Origin of the sequence: Trabulsiella odontotermitis, from assembly GCF_030053895.1 — a bacterium.
Taxonomy (GTDB): domain Bacteria; phylum Pseudomonadota; class Gammaproteobacteria; order Enterobacterales; family Enterobacteriaceae; genus Trabulsiella; species Trabulsiella odontotermitis_C.
In genome coordinates, this window is the sequence record NZ_CP125781.1 from 748,535 (window position 1) to 766,395 (window position 17,861).

Annotated in this window: 17 protein-coding genes; all 17 read left to right on the forward strand. The window is 50.9% G+C overall.

All coding sequences use genetic code 11. From position 1 onward, the window contains the following. Positions 1–39: 39 nt before the first annotated feature. The 17 genes from pilL2 to QMG90_RS03695 all read left to right on the forward strand — a co-directional run bounded on the left by pilL2 (position 40) and on the right by QMG90_RS03695 (position 17,762). Positions 40–1,389: a PFGI-1 class ICE element type IV pilus protein PilL2 gene (gene pilL2, locus QMG90_RS03615; protein WP_046497092.1), complete on the forward strand. Its 1,350-nt coding sequence runs from the start codon at positions 40–42 to the stop codon at positions 1,387–1,389. Between the two features lies 1 nt (position 1,390). Then, the gene (gene pilM / locus QMG90_RS03620; protein ID WP_046497095.1) at positions 1,391–1,834 is read left to right on the forward strand and encodes a type IV pilus biogenesis protein PilM; all 444 of its coding nucleotides are present in this window, start codon (positions 1,391–1,393) and stop codon (positions 1,832–1,834) included. Between the two features lie 19 nt (positions 1,835–1,853). Further along, positions 1,854–3,527: a PilN family type IVB pilus formation outer membrane protein gene (gene pilN / locus QMG90_RS03625; RefSeq protein ID WP_046497099.1), complete on the forward strand. Its 1,674-nt coding sequence runs from the start codon at positions 1,854–1,856 to the stop codon at positions 3,525–3,527. 3 nt (positions 3,528–3,530) lie between these two features. After that, the gene (gene pilO2, locus QMG90_RS03630; protein ID WP_181899699.1) at positions 3,531–4,811 is read left to right on the forward strand and encodes a type 4b pilus protein PilO2; all 1,281 of its coding nucleotides are present in this window, start codon (positions 3,531–3,533) and stop codon (positions 4,809–4,811) included. Then, positions 4,798–5,295 (forward strand): type IV pilus biogenesis protein PilP, encoded by a 498-nt coding sequence (pilP, locus tag QMG90_RS03635; RefSeq protein WP_001252747.1) that lies wholly within the window; start codon positions 4,798–4,800, stop codon positions 5,293–5,295. Before pilO2 ends, pilP begins: the two co-directional genes overlap by 14 nt. A gap of 7 nt (positions 5,296–5,302) precedes the next feature. Then, the gene (locus QMG90_RS03640) at positions 5,303–6,877 is read left to right on the forward strand and encodes a GspE/PulE family protein (protein ID WP_046497107.1); all 1,575 of its coding nucleotides are present in this window, start codon (positions 5,303–5,305) and stop codon (positions 6,875–6,877) included. After that, positions 6,867–7,982 carry a type II secretion system F family protein gene (locus QMG90_RS03645; RefSeq protein WP_032676566.1) on the forward strand — a complete coding sequence of 372 codons (1,116 nt, stop codon included), beginning with the start codon at positions 6,867–6,869 and terminating at the stop codon, positions 7,980–7,982. The genes QMG90_RS03640 and QMG90_RS03645 overlap by 11 nt, the downstream gene beginning before the upstream one ends. Positions 7,983–7,991: 9 nt before the next feature. After that, a complete protein-coding gene (locus QMG90_RS03650) occupies positions 7,992–8,588 on the forward strand; it encodes a type 4 pilus major pilin (protein WP_038162015.1) in 597 nt (198 codons plus the stop codon). Positions 8,589–8,592: 4 nt separating this feature from the next. Beyond that, positions 8,593–9,072: a lytic transglycosylase domain-containing protein gene (locus QMG90_RS03655; RefSeq protein ID WP_032676569.1), complete on the forward strand. Its 480-nt coding sequence runs from the start codon at positions 8,593–8,595 to the stop codon at positions 9,070–9,072. After that, entirely contained in the window at positions 9,069–9,737 is a 669-nt protein-coding gene (locus tag QMG90_RS03660; RefSeq protein ID WP_000173819.1) for a prepilin peptidase, read from the forward strand. The genes QMG90_RS03655 and QMG90_RS03660 overlap by 4 nt, the downstream gene beginning before the upstream one ends. 5 nt (positions 9,738–9,742) lie before the next feature. After that, entirely contained in the window at positions 9,743–11,038 is a 1,296-nt protein-coding gene (pilV, locus tag QMG90_RS03665; RefSeq protein ID WP_430381672.1) for a shufflon system plasmid conjugative transfer pilus tip adhesin PilV, read from the forward strand. Between the two features lie 2,116 nt (positions 11,039–13,154). After that, positions 13,155–14,276: a site-specific integrase gene (locus tag QMG90_RS03670; RefSeq protein WP_046497123.1), complete on the forward strand. Its 1,122-nt coding sequence runs from the start codon at positions 13,155–13,157 to the stop codon at positions 14,274–14,276. Positions 14,277–14,483: 207 nt separating this feature from the next. Further along, positions 14,484–15,350: a plasmid transfer protein gene (locus tag QMG90_RS03675; RefSeq protein WP_115190215.1), complete on the forward strand. Its 867-nt coding sequence runs from the start codon at positions 14,484–14,486 to the stop codon at positions 15,348–15,350. 24 nt (positions 15,351–15,374) lie between these two features. Next, a complete protein-coding gene (locus tag QMG90_RS03680; RefSeq protein WP_032676698.1) occupies positions 15,375–16,088 on the forward strand; it encodes a TIGR03759 family integrating conjugative element protein in 714 nt (237 codons plus the stop codon). After that, on the forward strand, positions 16,067–16,690 hold the full coding sequence (locus QMG90_RS03685; RefSeq protein ID WP_032676575.1) for a transglycosylase SLT domain-containing protein: 624 nt from the start codon (positions 16,067–16,069) through the stop codon (positions 16,688–16,690). Before QMG90_RS03680 ends, QMG90_RS03685 begins: the two co-directional genes overlap by 22 nt. Further along, positions 16,687–17,217, forward strand: coding sequence for an integrating conjugative element protein (locus QMG90_RS03690; RefSeq protein WP_283282749.1), 531 nt, complete (start codon positions 16,687–16,689; stop codon positions 17,215–17,217). Before QMG90_RS03685 ends, QMG90_RS03690 begins: the two co-directional genes overlap by 4 nt. After that, positions 17,214–17,762, forward strand: coding sequence for a restriction endonuclease (locus tag QMG90_RS03695; protein ID WP_032676577.1), 549 nt, complete (start codon positions 17,214–17,216; stop codon positions 17,760–17,762). The genes QMG90_RS03690 and QMG90_RS03695 overlap by 4 nt, the downstream gene beginning before the upstream one ends. Positions 17,763–17,861: the final 99 nt, after the last annotated feature.

Below are 17,861 nucleotides of genomic sequence, written 5' to 3' on the forward strand. Positions count from 1 at the left end.
AATATCCGACTTGTTTCGGACAACTCCTGGGGATTCCTGATGGTAAAAATAAACCTGCAGACACGTTATCGGCTTGGGGCCATCACGCTTTGTCTGCTTGCCGCTGGCTGCACAGACTTTAGTTCTCGCTCTGAACCCATGAGCAGGCTTCAGGGCTCTCCCCGTGTTCAGGATCTTTATCAAAACCGTTCCCCTGAAGTTGTTCGATACGATCGTTACATACTTGCGAGTACGCGACCTGTAGATGCTCAGCGTGACCCACTGAATCAGATTATCGATATCAGGATGCCTTTGCAGATGGTGAATACCATTGGGGAAGGTATGCGATACGTGATGCTTGAATCAGGTTATTCACTGTGTTCAGGCGAACCGGGTGTATTCTCTGAATTGTTCGTTAAACCATTACCGGCTGTGCAGCGTTCAATAGGACCTGTGAAGCTTGGAGATGCTTTACAAATCCTCGCCGGGCCTGCCTGGCGTATGCGCGTAGATGACCTGAATCGAGAAATTTGTTTTGTTCTGCGTGATGAATATCGACATCTTGCCCTCTCAACAACAGGTCCCTTGCAGGCGAGTGTAGCAAGTCATGGAACAGGGAAATCTGCTTCTACAGGCACACTACTTAACAGTTCTAAGGGACTTTCTGGTACTGGAAATAATAGCTATCCGTTGCCTCCGGCTCGGCCAGAAAGTTCCATTTTGTCACCAGGGACACCAAAAGTTACCTCTCAAGCTGTTTCCCCTTTATCTGTTGCAACGACAGCAAAAACACCTCGTAACCCGTTCTCTGCCAGCGAGCCTGGGGAAAAATCTACGGTTCCGGTGCAGAAAACACAGGCAGGTCCCGCAGCTAAGTTAACATCTGGCAAGGTAAAACCATCAACAGAGTTGGCTCCTGCGCCTGCGCCGTCAGCATTGTCAGTTGCGTCAACACCTCTGAATAAAGCTGCACTTGGTGTGCCTTTAACTCCATCTGGTGCAGTGAAACCAGGTGGAACGGTTCAGAACAGTAATCCACCGTCCACTGTCATCTCTCCTACTGCTCCGGTCAGCGGAAAAACTGTTTTCACTCCGGGAGCATTGCTTTCCTCGTTACCAGACGGACAGGCCTGGACCGCGCAGGCAGGCACTACGTTAAAAGAGACTCTGATCCAATGGGCTACATCGGTTCGCTGTGAGAGTGGCAGTAGTCCTACCTGGGTAGTTATCTGGCCAACGCCTGTGAACTACCGCATCGATGTACCATTTACGCTGCGCGGTAATTTCGAGTCGATTATCGTGCAGCTGTTTAGGTTATATCGCCCTGCAGAAAAACCCCTCTATGCAGCACCAAATCGTCTTCAGTGCCTGGTATTCGTGGACGATAAGCCGATTCAGGACGGGAAATGATATGGGATATGCGCTGCCAGTTTTCGCGCTTTGTCTTGTCATCATCTTGATAGCCGGTGATGCACAGCACCACTCATCAGAGCATGTACGGCTTGCGCTGCAGCAGACTCAGCCTGAACAGCTTGCAGCAGACATGCTTCGGACTGCTGATGTCGTAAATAATTGGCGTCACGGGCGGTCCATAACAGATGGCCCCGTATCAACCGCACTGACTGGAATGCTGCCGTTACCAGACAGTCGCATCAAAAGCATTATTCAGAACGGTCGCCTGTGGATCTGGGTACCTGAAACAGACGGTGTTTATGCCGCGTTGCGCGCCCGCTCAGTGACTTCTGCGCTTGCCCTGACCGTAAGCGGCGGTCATCTGCGGATGGCGGATGGCACTGATATGAACCTGTCTCTGCCGTCCGGTGTGACGGAAGGCAGCATTGTTTATCTTAACTAACAGAATCAGGGAGCTGCGGATGCCGCGTATACCTTTCTGCCTGACAGTACTTACCGCTGCGTTTGTGCTGTCATCATGTTCGCTGAATGAAATCAGCAAAATAGACAAGGAAGCCGTTGGGCAGGCCGATACGGCTCAGCGAGTGTTGCAGAGTCGTCAGTCCATATCACAACCAACTGTTGTCTGGATGGATAAGCCCTGGGTAAACCTGCAGCCAGTCACGCCGGTGGTCTCCACTCCGGACGAAAAGAATCTGCCTCCCTGTCAGATAACGATTAATCGTCCTGACGGCATTTCACTGCCTGAGCTGGGACAGCGCATCACTGCGCTATGTGGTATACGAGTCTCCATCACACCAGATGCATTTGCTGCGCTGAGCAACGTGAGTACCGGCAGCGTGGTAACTTCTCAGATGAGTGGTCAACTGCCGGCGCCGGATGACAATGGTCGGGTTCCCCTGGCACAGATGGGGGCTACGTCAGCTCAGCCCGTCTCCGTTCAGCCATCACCGGCGCTCATGCGTGGCCTTAAATTCCAGGGAGATGTTCGTGATCTGCTCGATGTCGAAGCCAGCGGGTACGGGCTGTCATGGCGCAGTGACGGAAACGGAGTTTATTTTTATCGACAGGATACCCGCACTTTTCAGCTCGTTATCCTGAATACGAAAGTAAACAGTAGCGCATCAATTAACTCCGGCTCTGGCAATCAGCTGGGCAGCGGTGGCGGCACATCGGGGGGGACGAGCGGAGACATTAGCTCTAATCAGAAGACCGATTATGGCATGAACAGCGACCTGTACGACGACATTCGTAAAACCATCGAGCAGATGCTGACGCCAAAATCTGGTCGTTTCTGGCTTTCAGCAGCTACTGGCACGTTGAGTGTTACTGACACACCGGACGTTCTGGATCGTATTGGTCGTTACATTGAGTATCAGAATAAGGTTCTAAGCAGGCAGGTCCAGCTCAACATACAGATTGTCAGCGTCAACCAGACGCGTAATGAGCAACTGGGTCTTGACTGGGGGCTCGTATACAAATCCCTGCACAATTTTGGCGCCACTCTGACCGGTTCAATGGCCAATGCTTCGACTTCAGCAGGCAGTGCCGGCATTTCGATTCTCGACACGGCAACAGGCAATGCCGCCAAATTTTCCGGCTCCAGCCTGCTGATTAAAGCGCTTTCCGAGCAGGGCAACGTCAGCATGGCGCTGAACCAGACCGACCCAACAGCAAATCTGACGCCGGTAGCTTATCAGCTCTCAAACCAACAGGGCGTTCTGACAAGTTCCAGTTCAACTGCAACAGCTAACGTCGGGGTTACTTCCTCACAGACCGTAACCACAATCACCACCGGTTTGTTCATGACCATGCTGCCGTTCATCCAGGAAAACGGTGACGTGCAACTGCAGTTCGCTTTTAGCTATACCAGTCCACCGCAGATAGAGAAATTTATCAGTAGGGACGGGAATACCCGTAACGATATACCGAATACCTCGACACAGGGGCTGGCACGTAAAGTTAACCTGCGCTCAGGCCAGACACTGGTATTAACCGGATCTGAGCAACAGAACCTTTCTGCAAACAAGCAGGGAACATTCACACCCGACAACTTTATCCTGGGCGGTGGCCAGAACGGTACGCGCGGTCGTAACACGCTCGTGATTATGATCACCCCTGTTCTGCTGAGGTAATCCATGTCATCAAAGAAAAAATCTTCACTCCGTAGCGGCATTCGAGTCACCCACCACCGTCGCGACTGGATGGCAGGACTTCATTGGGAGCAGCAGCGGAGCGCACTGTTAACGCGATTCCGGGGAAAAGCCTCACCTGACACGCATGTAGTAGTTGCCGGCAGGCGTAACGCATCAATGATGGGGGTCGTTTCCCCCGGGCGTGTGCGACGGAGCCCTTACTCTCTTGCAGTAGCATTCCTGCTGTCTGAAGGGGGAAATACATGGGGGATATACCGTCTCAGCCACAACGAAGATCTCTGGGTTTTCTTTGCAGCCAGCGGTGGGCAACTTTCTGTCATGGGTGATGTGACCGGTTCACGCGCGAAGATAGAATCAGCAGCAGAAAACTTCCTGCGTTTTAACGATGCTGATACACCGGGTCTGCGCTGTGCTGCAACCGCAGATGATAATTGTGATGCAACCTCGCTCACTGACAGGCTGAACCGTTCGCAACTGAAGCGTTGCCGCCTGGGTAAGCGCCTGACGACGATGTCTCTCATTATGCCTGCTGCGCTTATTACACTCGTGGCAGCAGCAGGAATTTACTGGTACGACGACGTTCAGCAAAAAGCGGAACAGGCTGCTGCAATGGCAGAGTTTCGCGCCCGAATGGCGATGTCTGCTGATAAGCCAGCTGCGCCAGCCCGAGCGCCGCATCCGTGGGCCTCTCAGCCACCAGTTTCGCTTTTACTTGGTAATTGCTGGCTGACACGCGAACCACTTTTCGCCTCGGTGGCTGGCTGGCGCTTTACGGACGGTGAATGTGTCCCTGAAGGCCTGCGCTTGCGTTACCTCGCCACACCTGGTGCGACGGTGGAGGATTTCTCCCACCGCGCAAGGGTGCTTCTTGGGCATTCTGCTGTTTTCAACCTTCAGGAAGGAGGTAAAAACGGCGACGTATTCATTCCCTTCCGGAAATACAGCGTAAGTGAGTATACCGACGAGGCCTTGCCTGGCGCGGATGCCCAACTGATACGTTTCATTTCGCACCTGCAGCGCCGCAACCTGGAAGTCAAGTTCAGTGAAGTGAAACCGCCAGCGGTCGCGCCAGGACAAGAGAAAACCATGCCCGTACAGGACTGGCGCGAATTCACTTTTACTGTCAGCTCGCGTTTGCAGCCTGAACGTCTGCTGCAGGATTTTGATGCGACCGGGCTCCGCCTGAACAGCGTGTCAATCACCATGAGCCCGCAGGGGCAGTTCGACTACACCATGAAGGGGAGCATTTATGCGCAGAATTAATCCCGCGGGAACGGGCCTGCTGCTGTCCGCTCTGTTCTGCGGGCAGGCAGTGGCAACCGTAACCAGTGATGCGCTTCCGCCGAACGTTACGCTTGGCGAACTTGAAGCAGCTCAGGCGCGCAACCTCATTCTGGAGCAGAAAGTGCAGACGGCGCGTCTGGAGCAGCAGCTGCGTGAAAGCCAGTCCGGACAGAGTACTGACAGGAATTATCTGTCTACTGCCGCCCAGCCTGCCATGCCGCTTATGGCGCAGCCAGCTCCTTCACAACAGACTGCCAGTGCAGTCGGTGAAAAGCGGACCGGTGGTGTGCGCCTTCAGGAGATTTACGGCCGTGGCTCGCAGTTGCGTGCACGCATTGTTCTGCCGGATGGCGGAGTCACAGAAGTAGCAAAAGGCGATCAGCTTCCCGGAACCTCAAAGCGGGTCACGGAGGTTACCTCCACGATCGTACGCCTCAGCGACAATTCTGAACTTTCATTTTGAGGTGATGATGTCTTCTGATAAAGAAATCATGGATTTTGTCTTTGCCGAGCAGCATCCGTCTGGAGGGGTTACGCTACTCATCGACGGCAACCGGCGAAAAGACCCTGGCATACAGCGCTGGGTTATGGATGTCACCCGGACATGGGCTGATGCAAAAACTGAGTTTGTTACACTCAGCGAACTGAACCGGCGGCGTGAAGTGGCAGAACGTCAGGGCCGTGGGCTTAACCAGGGTGTGAGCGAGGCGGATCTAAGTAACCGTGACGTCAGTGTGTCGCAGGATAAGGTCATCAGCTATATGAGGCTGGGTAACGACTTTAATGCCTCTGATATTCATATGGAAATAAGCGGTGATCGCAAGATTTGCATCGTTCAGTTGCGTATTCACGGCGAGCTGGAGGTGGTGGATGAAGTGAAAGATGTGGAGGGTATGACGCTGGCCTCCACATCTTATCTTTCCATGTGCGACGTGCGCGAGCAGTCATTCTTTGCCGGTCGTGAGCAGTCAGGGCGCATCGATGCAAAGTTCGCCCGCCGCGCCGGCCTCTATGGCGCCCGCTACGAACACCGTCCTACTCCGGATGGGCTGATAGTGGTCATGCGTCTGATCCCGGATGACGGGGACAATATACCGACGCTGCCGCAACTGGGTTTTTTGCCTGAGCAGATTAAGCTCATCCTGCAGATCCTGCGTATGCCGGAAGGCATGACGCTGCTGACCGGGCCTACTGGTTCAGGGAAGAGCGCCACGTTGCGCGTGTTCAGTGATATCTGGCTGAAACTGACCGGCGGTAAAAAGCGCCTGCTCACGCTGGAAAACCCGCCCGAGGGGCGTATTCCGGGTGGTATTCAGACCCCCGTTATGCCGGAAGACAATTCACCGGAGGCCATCAGCCGCGCCTGGAGTAACGGAAACGCCTCTGCACTTCGTCTCGATCCGGATGCCATCCTGAACGGTGAGATCCGTGACCTGTATTCCCTTCTCGCCGCCATTTTCGCCAGTGAAACCGGCCACCTGGTGCTGTCGACCCTGCACACCCAGAGCCCTATCGGCTCCCTGCGTCGTATGGAGCATTTCGGTATTGATCGCCACCTTCTGGCGGATGCTGCACTCATCACTGGCCTGATTGGCCAGCGTCTGGTGCCGCTGTTGTGTGAACACTGCCGGGTACCGTGGGAAGTCAAAGTCCCTGAGCTTGATGAAGAAACCCGCGCGCGTCTCGAAAAATATTGTTCTGTCGCGGGCTTGTGCGAACCGAAAAATCTCTTCTTCCGCAACTATGAGGGATGTGAACACTGCCGGAAAACGGTACCACTGACCGGACGCATTATCAGTCGTGGCGTTACAGGGCGAACAGCTATTGCCGAAGTTGTCCGGACAGATGCTCGCCTGATGCAACTTTGGCTTTCACATGGGCCTTCAGTTGCCAGAAAGTACTGGGTAAACCAGGGTGGGATTACTCGCCGCATGCATCTGTTGCGTTATCTGGCAGAGGGTCTTGTTGATCCGCTGGAAGGCGATCTCATCTGTCCGCTGGATGAGGATGACATCATGGATTGTGAGGTGCCTGATGGAAAGTGACAGCCATTTTTATCCATCCCGGGAAATGTCGTTCCCTGAAAGGATTCGCTACCGGCTTGTCAGAGCCACTTTTACTGGGAAATACCGCCAGCCATTTTACGAAACGCTGCGCTTTCTTCTTGAAAACCGTAAGGCCCTGAAAGACGCGCTGACCATGATCGGCGATGTACATACTGATTTTGGCAGGCGCTGGCATCCTTATTATGAACTTGTTCAGGACTGCATCGAGGGTGTGAACGACAACCGTCCTGGCCGCGCGCTGCAGGATGTTCTGGCTGCCTGGGCACCTTACGAAGAGGCCGCGCTTATCAGCGCCGGGATGGAAACCGGTAATATTCCTGCCGCGCTGATGCAGGCTGATAAGTTGATTGTTGCCCGTCGGCGAATTCTTGGGCAGGTAATTTTTGCCTCAGTATTTCCTGCCGCGCTTGCCATCCTGAGTACGGGGCTACTACTGGCCAACAATCTCGCACTTGTTCCCACCATGAGCAAAATGTCCGATCCAGCTCGCTGGACCGGTGCACTCGGGTTTATGAATGGAGTAGCGAAGTGGAGTTCCGAGTGGGGTGTTGCTTCTGCCGCTACAGCCGCAGGGCTTGTGCTGCTGTCTTTCTGGTCGCTGCCCCGCTGGCGCGGCCGTCTCAGGCGCTGTGCTGACTGGTTACTACCATGGTCTGTTTATAAAGACCTGCAGGGAGCTGTATTTCTTATGAATATTGGCGCGCTTCTTGGTTCGGGTGTCCAGGAACTCAAAGCTTTGCAGATCCTTAACGGTTTTGCACCGCCCTGGCTGCAGGAACGCATCGAGGCCGCGATGGAGTGCATGAGTGAAGGCGATTCACTTGGCAGAGCTCTGCGTAACAGCGGATATGATTTTCCGAGCCGTGAGGCTGTGAACTATCTCTCTCTTCTGGATAAGGGGGATGGTGCTGCTTCGCTCATCACCAATTATGCGGACCGCTGGCTGGAGCAGGCGCTCGCGCGCGTCGCGCGTCGGGCGAATGCCACCAAACTCTTTTCTCTCGTTCTGATTATGAGTTTCTTCTTACTCATCCTGATGATGGTGATGCAGATTCAGGACATGAACACTTTCAACTTACATTAAGGAACCGCCATGTCAGCTCAGACATTACCACATCGCCAACATCAGCCTGACCGGGGCTGGGGCATTCTTGAACACGGTACCATTGCGATCGGGACGATTATCGTACTGGCTCTGGTTGGTGCTCTGGTCTGGAGTCTTTGGGGGAAAAAGTCCGTTGCCGTTGAGGTTTCAAATCTCCAGACCGTCGTGACAAACGCGCAGTCGCTTAAGCAGGCGCAGGGGGGATATAACTTTACGAGCGGTACAACTATGACGGGAACGCTTATCCAGCAGGGGGGCGCACCAAAGGCTGGCTGGACTATCCAGGGAACAGCCAGTTCCGGTACCGCTACGATGTGGAACGGTTATGGTGGTCAGGTCGTTCTGGCTCCTGTGGCATCGAATGGATTTAACAATGGATTTTCAGTTACAACGCAGAAAGTTCCGCAGGCAGACTGCATCTCTATCACTACACAGCTCGGTTCCGGTGGAGCATTCAGTGCTATCACCATTAACAGTACTGATTACAGTGACGGTCTGGTCAGTGCAGAAGAGGCAGGCAAAACCTGCTCATCAGACAGCGGAATGACAGGTAACAATACACTGGTCTTCACCCATAACGGCTGATGACATGCTGCGCCTGTCCGCTTTTCTGCTGCTGATTTTGGTTTGCCCACGGGTGGATGCATTCTGCTTTGAATCGGCGGGCGCTAAATACCACATTGACCCGCTACTGGTTAAGGCAATAGCCATAGGTGAAAGCAGCCTGCGACCGGATGTCACAAATATTAATCGTGACAAAAAGACCGGGCAGGCACTCAGTACCGATTATGGACTGATGCAGGTCAATTCATCGCATATCGCTTCGCTGATAGCGCAGGGTTACATTCGCAGCTCACAGGACCTCCTGAACCGTCCGTGCCTCAACGTTCAGATAGGTACCTGGATACTGGCGAAGCATTTTCAGGTATGCGGCATAAGCTGGAACTGTCTTGGCTCTTATAACGCAGGTTTTCGTAAGGACCGGCATGAAACTCGCGAGTCCTATGCCAACCGGATTTATGCCATTTATCGTCGGCTTTTACTTAATGAACGGGGAATAAAACTGTGACACTGCTGACGCTGAGTATGCCCTGGCCAACTGTCATTATCATTTTTCCTCTATGCCTCAGCTTATTCAGTTTTATGAGGAGCCTGGTTCGTCTCAGCCTGATGATATTGGATGATGATCAGGAATGGTTTGCTGTTTTTTTCGCCCCTGCATCCACCGGCTTCATCTGGCTTTACGCTACAGCGGCAACTGGCATGATGCTGTCCCCTGTGCCGCTACTGGAGCGACTGATGTCTCTGTTGTTCTGCCTCTTTCTTTTCAGGTTGACGCTTACCGATGCGTTCACAGGATTTCTGCCCCGAGAATTGACGATAAGGTGTCTTATTGCCGGTCTTGTTTCCGCTCTTATCGCTCCCGGCTTTATAGGGCACTTCCTCACAGCTACCACTGCGCTGGTGATTTTTGGCGTCTGGCGTTATGTCACCTTTAGGATTCATGCCCGTGAGTGTCTGGGGCTTGGCGATGTCTGGTTGGCCGGTGCTATTGCGGCCTGGTTGGGAGGGCGAGAGGGGCTTTATGCTCTGCTGATCGGCGTGGTGCTCTTTGTGCTCTGGCAGATATCTGTTCGTCGCATAACTGAAGGAGGGCCGATGGGACCCTGGCTGTGCGCCGGCGCGATTTCTGTGACCCTGTTTAAATTGTATCAACCGCTTATTACATGGTGATGCCTGTGTTCACATATAAAACGACTGACCGGGGCTGGGCTATCCTCAGCACTGGTGCTTCATTGATTATTCTCCTGGTGGTCAGCGTCTGGGGCTTTACCCTTATCAGTGACTGGATGCAAAAACGGACCTGGCTGAATACCGCGTCACAGGTATCTCGCTTCACACAAGCTGTGAAGAGCTACACTGGCCGTTATTACGATACTTTGCTTTCAAGTGCCACCACCACGACCCCGGTTACGGTTACACCCGCTATGCTGAAAAACACCGGATTTCTGGAGCAGGGGTTCAGCGAGACGACAGTAGACGGACAGGCTTACCTGGCTGCTGTTGTTCGTAATGCCACTAATACAGATCAGCTGCAGGCACTGGTTTACACTCAAAACGGCGCGGCACTGCCTTTTCTCGCACTGCGCCAGATATCAATGGATATCACCTCTGGTATGGGCGGCTATATATGGACATCAGGAACTGCTACCGGCGCTATGGGCAGCTGGACTATTCCTCTTTCACAGTTTGGGATAAGTACAACTCAGGGACATATTGCGGCTTTACTGACCACAGATGAACTGGGCGCTGCTCGCGGTGAAAATGATCGCCTTTATCGTTTTTCGGTAACCGGCAAGCCAGACCTCAACACGATGCATACCAGTATTGATATGGGAGGTAACAATCTTAATAACGCAGGCACGATTAATGCCGTAACGGGTAATTTCAGTGGCGATGTGGCGGCCACTGGAAATATAACTGCGAATGGAACTGTTACAGGACAGAATGTTACTGCCGGTTCAAACGTCACCGCAGGAAATACAATAACGGCTAACAACGACATACGTTCAAATAATGGCTGGTTCATAACTCGAGGGAGTAAGGGATGGCTAAATGAAACGTATGGCGGCGGTTTTTATATGTCAGATAATGACTGGGTTAGAGTCATAAATAATAAGAATATTTATACAAGCGGTCAGGTTCGTGGTGGAAGTGTGCGGGCTGATGGAAGACTTTCTACAGGAGAAGTTTTGCAGCTCGACGGAGTCAATACTGCTGGCGCAGTTTGTTCACCAAACGGCCTTGTAAGCCGCGACGCCACTGGAGCCATACTTTCCTGTCAATCCGGTGTGTGGATTAGCCCAGGAAAAGGACGGTCAGGATATTACTGTAGAAGGACTTCCTTCGATAAAGGACGTTCAGATGATTACGTAGGTTATACCCCTCGCACCGATGACAATTGCCCTGTTATTAATCCAGGTCAAACACCAAACGGATATTGCAGTTGTATGAAAATCATACTCGACTACTGAACTGTCAATCCGGTGTGTGGGTATCTGGCGGAAACTACAGCGGGAATTATTCTTCACTTGGCTCATTTGTGTCAGCTTACACAGCTATCAATACCACCGGTAAGCCCATGACAGTATATGCATCTGGGGGAGTATCCACAGTGAACCGGCACGTCGAGGATGGTGACAATTGCAGAAACACATGGGCTTTGTCAGGTAGTGTTGATGGGCGCGTTATCACCGCCGCGGGTACAGCTAATTCAAGCTGGAGTAAGTCGGGTACGATTAATTTTATCGTACCGGCAGGCTCTTCCTTCACTGTTATGTCTAGCCCGTTACCCTCTTATGGATGCTCTCCAGGGAGTTTTAGCCTTGCTATATACTCATAATCTATGGGAGCTATACCGTCAGAATCGTACTGAAGAAATGCGCAGTAGACTGATATTCCATCCGGCGTGTAGTCAGGCACATCAAAGCCCTTGAGTTCACTACACACAGGATTTGGCGTCTAATTAGTGGCGCAGTTTGCTATAGCCTGGAAGCACGCTGCACCTTTTGAATTGTTCGGTAAGACGATGTAGAACCGGTCATTTACAGGATCAAGAGCCATGGAATCGGGTGAGTTATGATTGGAACCATCAGACCAACTTTTTAAAGTGTAAGAACCACCTATAGCCACTGTACCGGACGGACAATAAGCAGACGCAACCGCTTTATTGGCACAGGTGGTTTCGCCAAAAACGGTTTGCATTTTGATTTTTGATGCGGCTGCCCACACACCGGATTGACAGTCAGTTGTCAGAAACACACGGCAACGCAATTTGCTTGCCCATTACCAACCTTTGGAGCCGACAACGTCCATGTGCCATTTGCGTTTCTAACCAAAACGCACGCTCGGTAATTGTTGTAATCGAATCGCGCCTGAGACAATGCACAATATTTATGTTGCCCAATATTACGTGATTGACCGGAGCTGATATCAGGAGAGAAGAACAAATCACCGATTTCAGCATTGCCTTGCCACACACCGGATTGACAGTCAAATTCCCGCCCCCGGAAGGTTAAGACAAGTAACCGAAACCGAAGAGCCAGTTTGGTATCCATTATAAGGGGTATTGGTGACTCTCCAGCCATTGTTCCCGTCGCTATAGACCTTTTGAGTTCCTCCCAACGGGGCGCTGAAAAGATATGTCCAGGAGCAGTACGCATGTATTCCGATATACTGATCAATAACATTTTGTCCGATGTTATAGGCCTGTGTGGTGAACTTGACTTGGCCCGATCTCCACACACCGGATTGACAGTCAAATTCCGGCACCAGGTAGATTTAAGCAAGTGACAGTGATTGTCCCTCCTGATTCGTAATCACCCCATCGCGTATTGGTAACAAACCAGCGATTTGAACTATCTGCATATACCTTCTGAAATCCACCAAAAGGTGAACCATTTAAGTTCGTCCATGAGCAATAAGCATGGATTCCAATATCACTGTTAGTGACATTTTTCCCCACATCGAAAGCCTGTATCGAGAACTTGTTTTGGAATGATTTCCACACACCGGATTGACAGTTAGCTAAATGGGCAGCAAAACGCATCGACATGCTCATCATCAACATAGGATGGAATCTGAAACCAACGGACAGATTGAACTATCCATCCCGCAGGGCATGAAGCCGTTTTATAACCGCCAATGTTATCATTGGCATTTGGAGCGGAAACCCATTTACAGGAAGAATTATTGATTTTTCCAGCTCCAGTCCACGCACCGGATTGACAGGTTTATTTAATTGCTAATGCACGCCACGCAATGTTGTTGCTGCGGCTTGAATCTTTGTTTTTTACGCAAACGCGAAATTGGCTTCCATTTATGACTGTAAAGTAAGCAGAGGTTACTCCAGCATTAGCCAGAGAACTAAGATCAGATACACTTCCTGTAAGCGATAGAACCTGGCTTACCAGTACCGGAAATCCGCTGTTGACACAGCTATCGTCGCCAATACCGTATATGGTTCCGAACATTTCTACATGTGATCCATAGTCAATATATCCTGGGTAAACAGTAGAAATTTCATTTCCTTGCCACACACCGGATTGACAGTGGTATGTGATATATTTCTAATCTTTTTAGGAATATGCGATGCAACTCAGACAGCGAATTAAGAAAATGGAGCTGGGTGTAGCTCTTGATAAATATTACGGTTGTGCATCTGTGCAAAAGCGGGGCCATCTGCAGGAGTTTTATCGGATAAATGTTATAAAGCGTTCAGCTCTTGCCAGGCGATACATGCATGAGATTACTTCGGTTGATATTGCAGAATACCGTGATCAGCGACTCTCTGAAGTAAGTAGTAAAACGGGGCGAACTAATAGCCCTGCAAGTGTCCGACTTGAACTTGCGTTGCTATCTGCCCTTTATAACCTTGCTCGAATTGAATGGGGAACATGTACTCATAACCCTGTTGAGCATGTACGAAAACCACCGGCCTCCAAAGGGCGAACCCGAAGATTGACATCTCAGGAGGAGCGAAAGATTGGCAGGGCGCTGGCAAAACGAAATATCGAGTTGGCAGCCATTTTTCATTTGGCCCTTGAAACGGCTATGCGTCAGGGGGAGATCCTCTCACTTCGCTGGGAGAATATCGACCTGCACATTGGCATCGCTCATTTACCTCTCACTAAAAATGGGAGCGTACGGGATGTTCCGTTGTCGTTTAAAGCAAGAAAGGTATTAAGAGAGTATTCCGGCCCTCTATCCGGACCTGTTTTCAGTTATACATCCAATGGGTTTAAAAGCGCCTGGCGAGAAGTTATACAGGCTTTAGGCATTGTCGATTTGCATTTTCATGATCTACGACACGAAGCTATAAGCCGTCTTTTTGAGCTCGGAACACTGAATGTCATGGAAATTGCAGCGATATCAGGACACAAGAGCCTGACGATGCTAAAACGCTATACCCACCTTCGTGCGACGCAGCTGGTTAGTAAACTTGATATACGTAAACGACAGACGCAGAAACTGGCGGCGATCTTTGTTCCGTATCCTGCTGAACTTGAGAGCAGCAATAACGGTATTGTTTTACGCTTCTCTGATCTTGAACATCCTTCACTTGAAGCGCAAACAAAGGAAGACGTTATCCAGAAAGCCTCTTTTGAGCTTCTCAGAATTCAGGCTCTTGCTGCTCGTTCTGGAGAACGACTCCCTCCACCAGGCAATATCAAAGCTAATGACCCAACTCGTGTGCTCATTAATCCGCTCTGAAATTTTGCGAACCCCTGGATTCAAACACATCTAAAACAAGGACGTTTTTAGACAGCGCTATTATGATAGTGGCCTTTCCAGATGATCCCCTCCGACCTGGTTTCCCCGCCGAAAAAAACTTCAGAAATGGCAGATGAGTTAATCATCGCCATAGAATGACGTTTTTTGCACCTTATGGCTGTTCTGCGCAGCTATAAGGATTTTGAAATGTCAGTCAGTCAAGTCGTCCCGGAAGAAGTTATACCTGAAAATCCAGAGGTTACTTCTTCGAAAGTTGTGCCTGCTGAGCCAGAGGCTCGCCGGTTGGTTCCCATTAACCTGAAAAAAATAGTCCGGATTGGAGGTCTGGGATTCCTCATTGTTTCTCTTGTTGGTTCTGTGGCCACGATTGTGATCATGGCACAGCAAATCTCTGATCTGAGTATTCGGGTGAACTCCCTGGATGCCGCTTTTCGCAGCGGTCAGATGAGCCAGTTGTCTGGTTCGGTTACTTCGCTCGAAGCTCAAAGCCGGAAACACGAGAAGCAGCTCGAGTCTGTCTCATCAGGGCTTGAATCAGTACAAAACCAGTTAGCTGATTTTCAGGGGGAACATTCAAAATTAACAGGAAGCATTAACAAACTTTCCTCAGAAGCCCTGGCGCGGCGTACCGCGATAGACGAACACTCTGAACGTATTGATGACATTAACTCACGGTTGTCACAGGTTGAATCGCGAGTTGCCGGGCTGAGCAAAGCTGAAAGCAACACTTCTCAGAAAGAATCGAAGCAGAACCAGCAACCAGTCACTAAGAGCAAAACATCTTCAAAATCCGGGACAGGCCAGATCGTAAAAAAGCCTGAGCGGTCAGTCAGGCGCGCAGCTGTTGAAGCACCGTTTGTACTGACCGGCATTGAGCGGCGCGGCGGGCAGATGTTCGCAGTCGTCATCCCCCGTGGAAATTCCCAAATATCAGATATGCGGTTGCTTTCACCGGGAGACGGGATGCTGGGGTGGACGCTTCGTTCTATCCAGGACAGTGGTACTGCTGTTTTCAGCGTGAACGGTACCCAACATAGTTTACAGGTTCAATAAGAGACCAGACATATGAAGCATCAGATGAGAAGAATTTTGATGGCAGGTGTACTTTCCTTGCCGCTGTGTGTGGCGGCATCAACAGTTACCACTCAATCGAATCAGAGTCAGCAAACATCCCTGCAGGCATCATCAGCAAACCAGGTTCAGACGCAGCAACAGGGTCAACAATGGGGGCTTTCAGATGAGGACTGGAGTCGCTATCAGTCGTTGATGAAAGGAGCCAGAGGCATTATGTCCCCTGGTCTTGATCCTCTTACTGCCCTGGGCGTCGAGACAGATAATTCATCTGAGCGCCGTCGGCTGGCTGAATTGTGGGTAAAACACGAATACGCCCGTACCGAGAAAGAACTCGCATTTCAACGAGAAATAAACACTGCCTGGCTTCGTCTTTATCCTGAAACATTGGCCGTGAATATGGGGAATGCCGCGGGTATCGCTCATGACACACAAGGAAGACTGGCGTTATTTGTCAAAGAGTCATGTTCACGCTGTGATGCCCGGCTTGCTGCTGTTATCGCCGACAACAGACCGGTAGATATTTACCTTGTCGGAAATGACGTGAGCGACGAAAAAATCAGATCATGGGCAATAAGCCATGGCATACCAGTCGAAAAAGTGCGTAATCGGCAAATTACCCTAAATCATGATCGCGGTTTGTGGCAGCGCTATGGGCAAGGTCAGATGCCAGTTATTTTGCAGCAGGGAGAAGAGGGATGGCAAATTGCCGCATTCTGAAACTGGCTTGCTGTTTATGGTTTGTCAGCACTGGTTGCCTGGCGGTCGTGAATGTAAATAGCAGTGTTCAGGTAGTTCCGCAGGCTTATCGGGTCATTGCTGCTGCCGAGCGCGTTCCGGCAGAATCGCTTTACTCGCTGGCGATGGCCGAAAGCACCCGTAAAACCGCATGGGGGTCTAAACCATGGCCCTGGACTATTAATGTAGCAGGGAAAGGATACCACTTTGAAACCCGCGAGGAGGCCTTTGCGGCACTTCTTGGATTTATGCAGCGCTACCCTCTCAAGCGTATCGATGTCGGTGTAGCCCAGGTCAATCTTGGGTGGAACGGGCATCTTTTCCCATCCTTTCGTGATGCTTTTGATCCCTACACAAATCTTCGTGCAGCGGCCCGAATTCTCCGTGCCTGCTATGACGCTCAGCCTGGAAGCTGGATTAAAGCTGCTGGCTGTTATCACCACCCGGCCGGTGGTAAGCCGGCAGCAAAATATATGGCTATCGTACGCCGCAAGCTAAGTCAGATCGCACCTGATATTAAGGTCCCTGAAGGGGGGCCGGTTGCTCTGGCCAGTCACTCATTAACCTGGGTTGAACCTCAATGAAAAAAAATATCGATAAATATTTCAATGGCATCTTTTGTGTATCACTGCTTACAGCAGCGTTTAGTTGTTTTGCTTCGCTGACAGTGGTCGGGGATCTGGGCGGGGAGTCAACCAGACCATTATTCGAGGCGATTAATTCAGGTGAGGAGTCGCATTTGTCCGATGTTTCTTCCTTGCCTGAACCACCGTCATCGCTGTCTATTTCCGATATGTTGCCCGTTAATACACCGGAAATGACACCCGGAAAGGTGACGTCTCGCCCTCTGCAGTTACCCGGTTTGCCCCCTGTTTTTGTGATTGGCGATGATGATATTTCCCGAGCCTGGCTGCGGCAGCGTGGTGCTGAACTGAAAGGGATGGGCGCCACAGGAATGGTAGTGAATGTTACGACTGAAAGTGCGCTCAACACGCTTAGAGGACTCTTGCCAGGTACTGAGATGGTCCCTGTTCGCGGCGGTGATTTGGCAAAGCGATTGAATCTGACGCATTACCCTCTCCTGATTACCGCTGATGGATTAGCGCAATGACCACAGTGGTTTTCATATTATTGGCTTTCATTTCACTCACAGCTTTTTGGCTGCGGTGTAATACAAGAAGTGCCCGTGTCCGCAGACATCAGCGTAATCGACAGACGGCTAACAGGGTGTTGCTAAAACTGCCTGAGCTGAAAGCGGGGCAGCAGGTTTTATATTTACGGAAGATTAATCCCTATGTTTTCGAGGAGATGATTCTGACCGCCATAGAGCGGCGAGGAATACCGGTCAGGCGTAATCCGAGTTACAGCGGTGATGGTGGTATTGATGGTCAGTTCTGGATTGGTCAGGAAAGGTGGCTTGTCCAGGCTAAACGATTTGCCAGTGCTGTTCGTCCTGAACATGTCCGCCAGTTTGGTGAGTTAGTCCGACAAGAAAAATGCAGAGGTCTGTTTGTACACACAGGACGAACAGGTTTTATCAGTTTTAAGTATTTCAGTGATTACCCGGAAATTTTGCTCATAAGCGGGTCTTCCCTTTTGCTACTGCTGTCTGGTGAATCCGTTGAACATGTTCTCCGGCCATTAAAAAAGAGGTAATACAGATGAATTTTTCCACATCAACATTACCGTTTATTGGTTCGGTGTGGCTTTTGGTTTCTTTCCGGATTTTCATATTCCGGTCTGTATTGATTTCTT

Excerpts from the sequence above, each read along its gene's own strand:
- QMG90_RS03690 (WP_283282749.1), top strand. The coding sequence starts at position 16,687 with ATGAAAAAAAATATCGATAAATATTTCAATGGCATCTTTTGTGTATCA.
- QMG90_RS03650 (WP_038162015.1), top strand. The coding sequence starts at position 7,992 with ATGTCAGCTCAGACATTACCACATCGCCAACATCAGCCTGACCGGGGC.
- QMG90_RS03680 (WP_032676698.1), top strand. The coding sequence starts at position 15,375 with ATGAGAAGAATTTTGATGGCAGGTGTACTTTCCTTGCCGCTGTGTGTG.
- pilN (WP_046497099.1), top strand. The coding sequence starts at position 1,854 with ATGCCGCGTATACCTTTCTGCCTGACAGTACTTACCGCTGCGTTTGTG.
- QMG90_RS03685 (WP_032676575.1), top strand. The coding sequence starts at position 16,067 with ATGGCAAATTGCCGCATTCTGAAACTGGCTTGCTGTTTATGGTTTGTC.
- QMG90_RS03645 (WP_032676566.1), top strand. The coding sequence starts at position 6,867 with ATGGAAAGTGACAGCCATTTTTATCCATCCCGGGAAATGTCGTTCCCT.
- QMG90_RS03670 (WP_046497123.1), top strand. The coding sequence starts at position 13,155 with ATGCAACTCAGACAGCGAATTAAGAAAATGGAGCTGGGTGTAGCTCTT.
- pilM (WP_046497095.1), top strand. The coding sequence starts at position 1,391 with ATGGGATATGCGCTGCCAGTTTTCGCGCTTTGTCTTGTCATCATCTTG.
- QMG90_RS03675 (WP_115190215.1), top strand. The coding sequence starts at position 14,484 with ATGTCAGTCAGTCAAGTCGTCCCGGAAGAAGTTATACCTGAAAATCCA.
- pilO2 (WP_181899699.1), top strand. The coding sequence starts at position 3,531 with ATGTCATCAAAGAAAAAATCTTCACTCCGTAGCGGCATTCGAGTCACC.
- QMG90_RS03655 (WP_032676569.1), top strand. The coding sequence starts at position 8,593 with ATGCTGCGCCTGTCCGCTTTTCTGCTGCTGATTTTGGTTTGCCCACGG.
- QMG90_RS03640 (WP_046497107.1), top strand. The coding sequence starts at position 5,303 with ATGTCTTCTGATAAAGAAATCATGGATTTTGTCTTTGCCGAGCAGCAT.
- pilP (WP_001252747.1), top strand. The coding sequence starts at position 4,798 with ATGCGCAGAATTAATCCCGCGGGAACGGGCCTGCTGCTGTCCGCTCTG.
- QMG90_RS03695 (WP_032676577.1), top strand. The coding sequence starts at position 17,214 with ATGACCACAGTGGTTTTCATATTATTGGCTTTCATTTCACTCACAGCT.
- pilL2 (WP_046497092.1), top strand. The coding sequence starts at position 40 with ATGGTAAAAATAAACCTGCAGACACGTTATCGGCTTGGGGCCATCACG.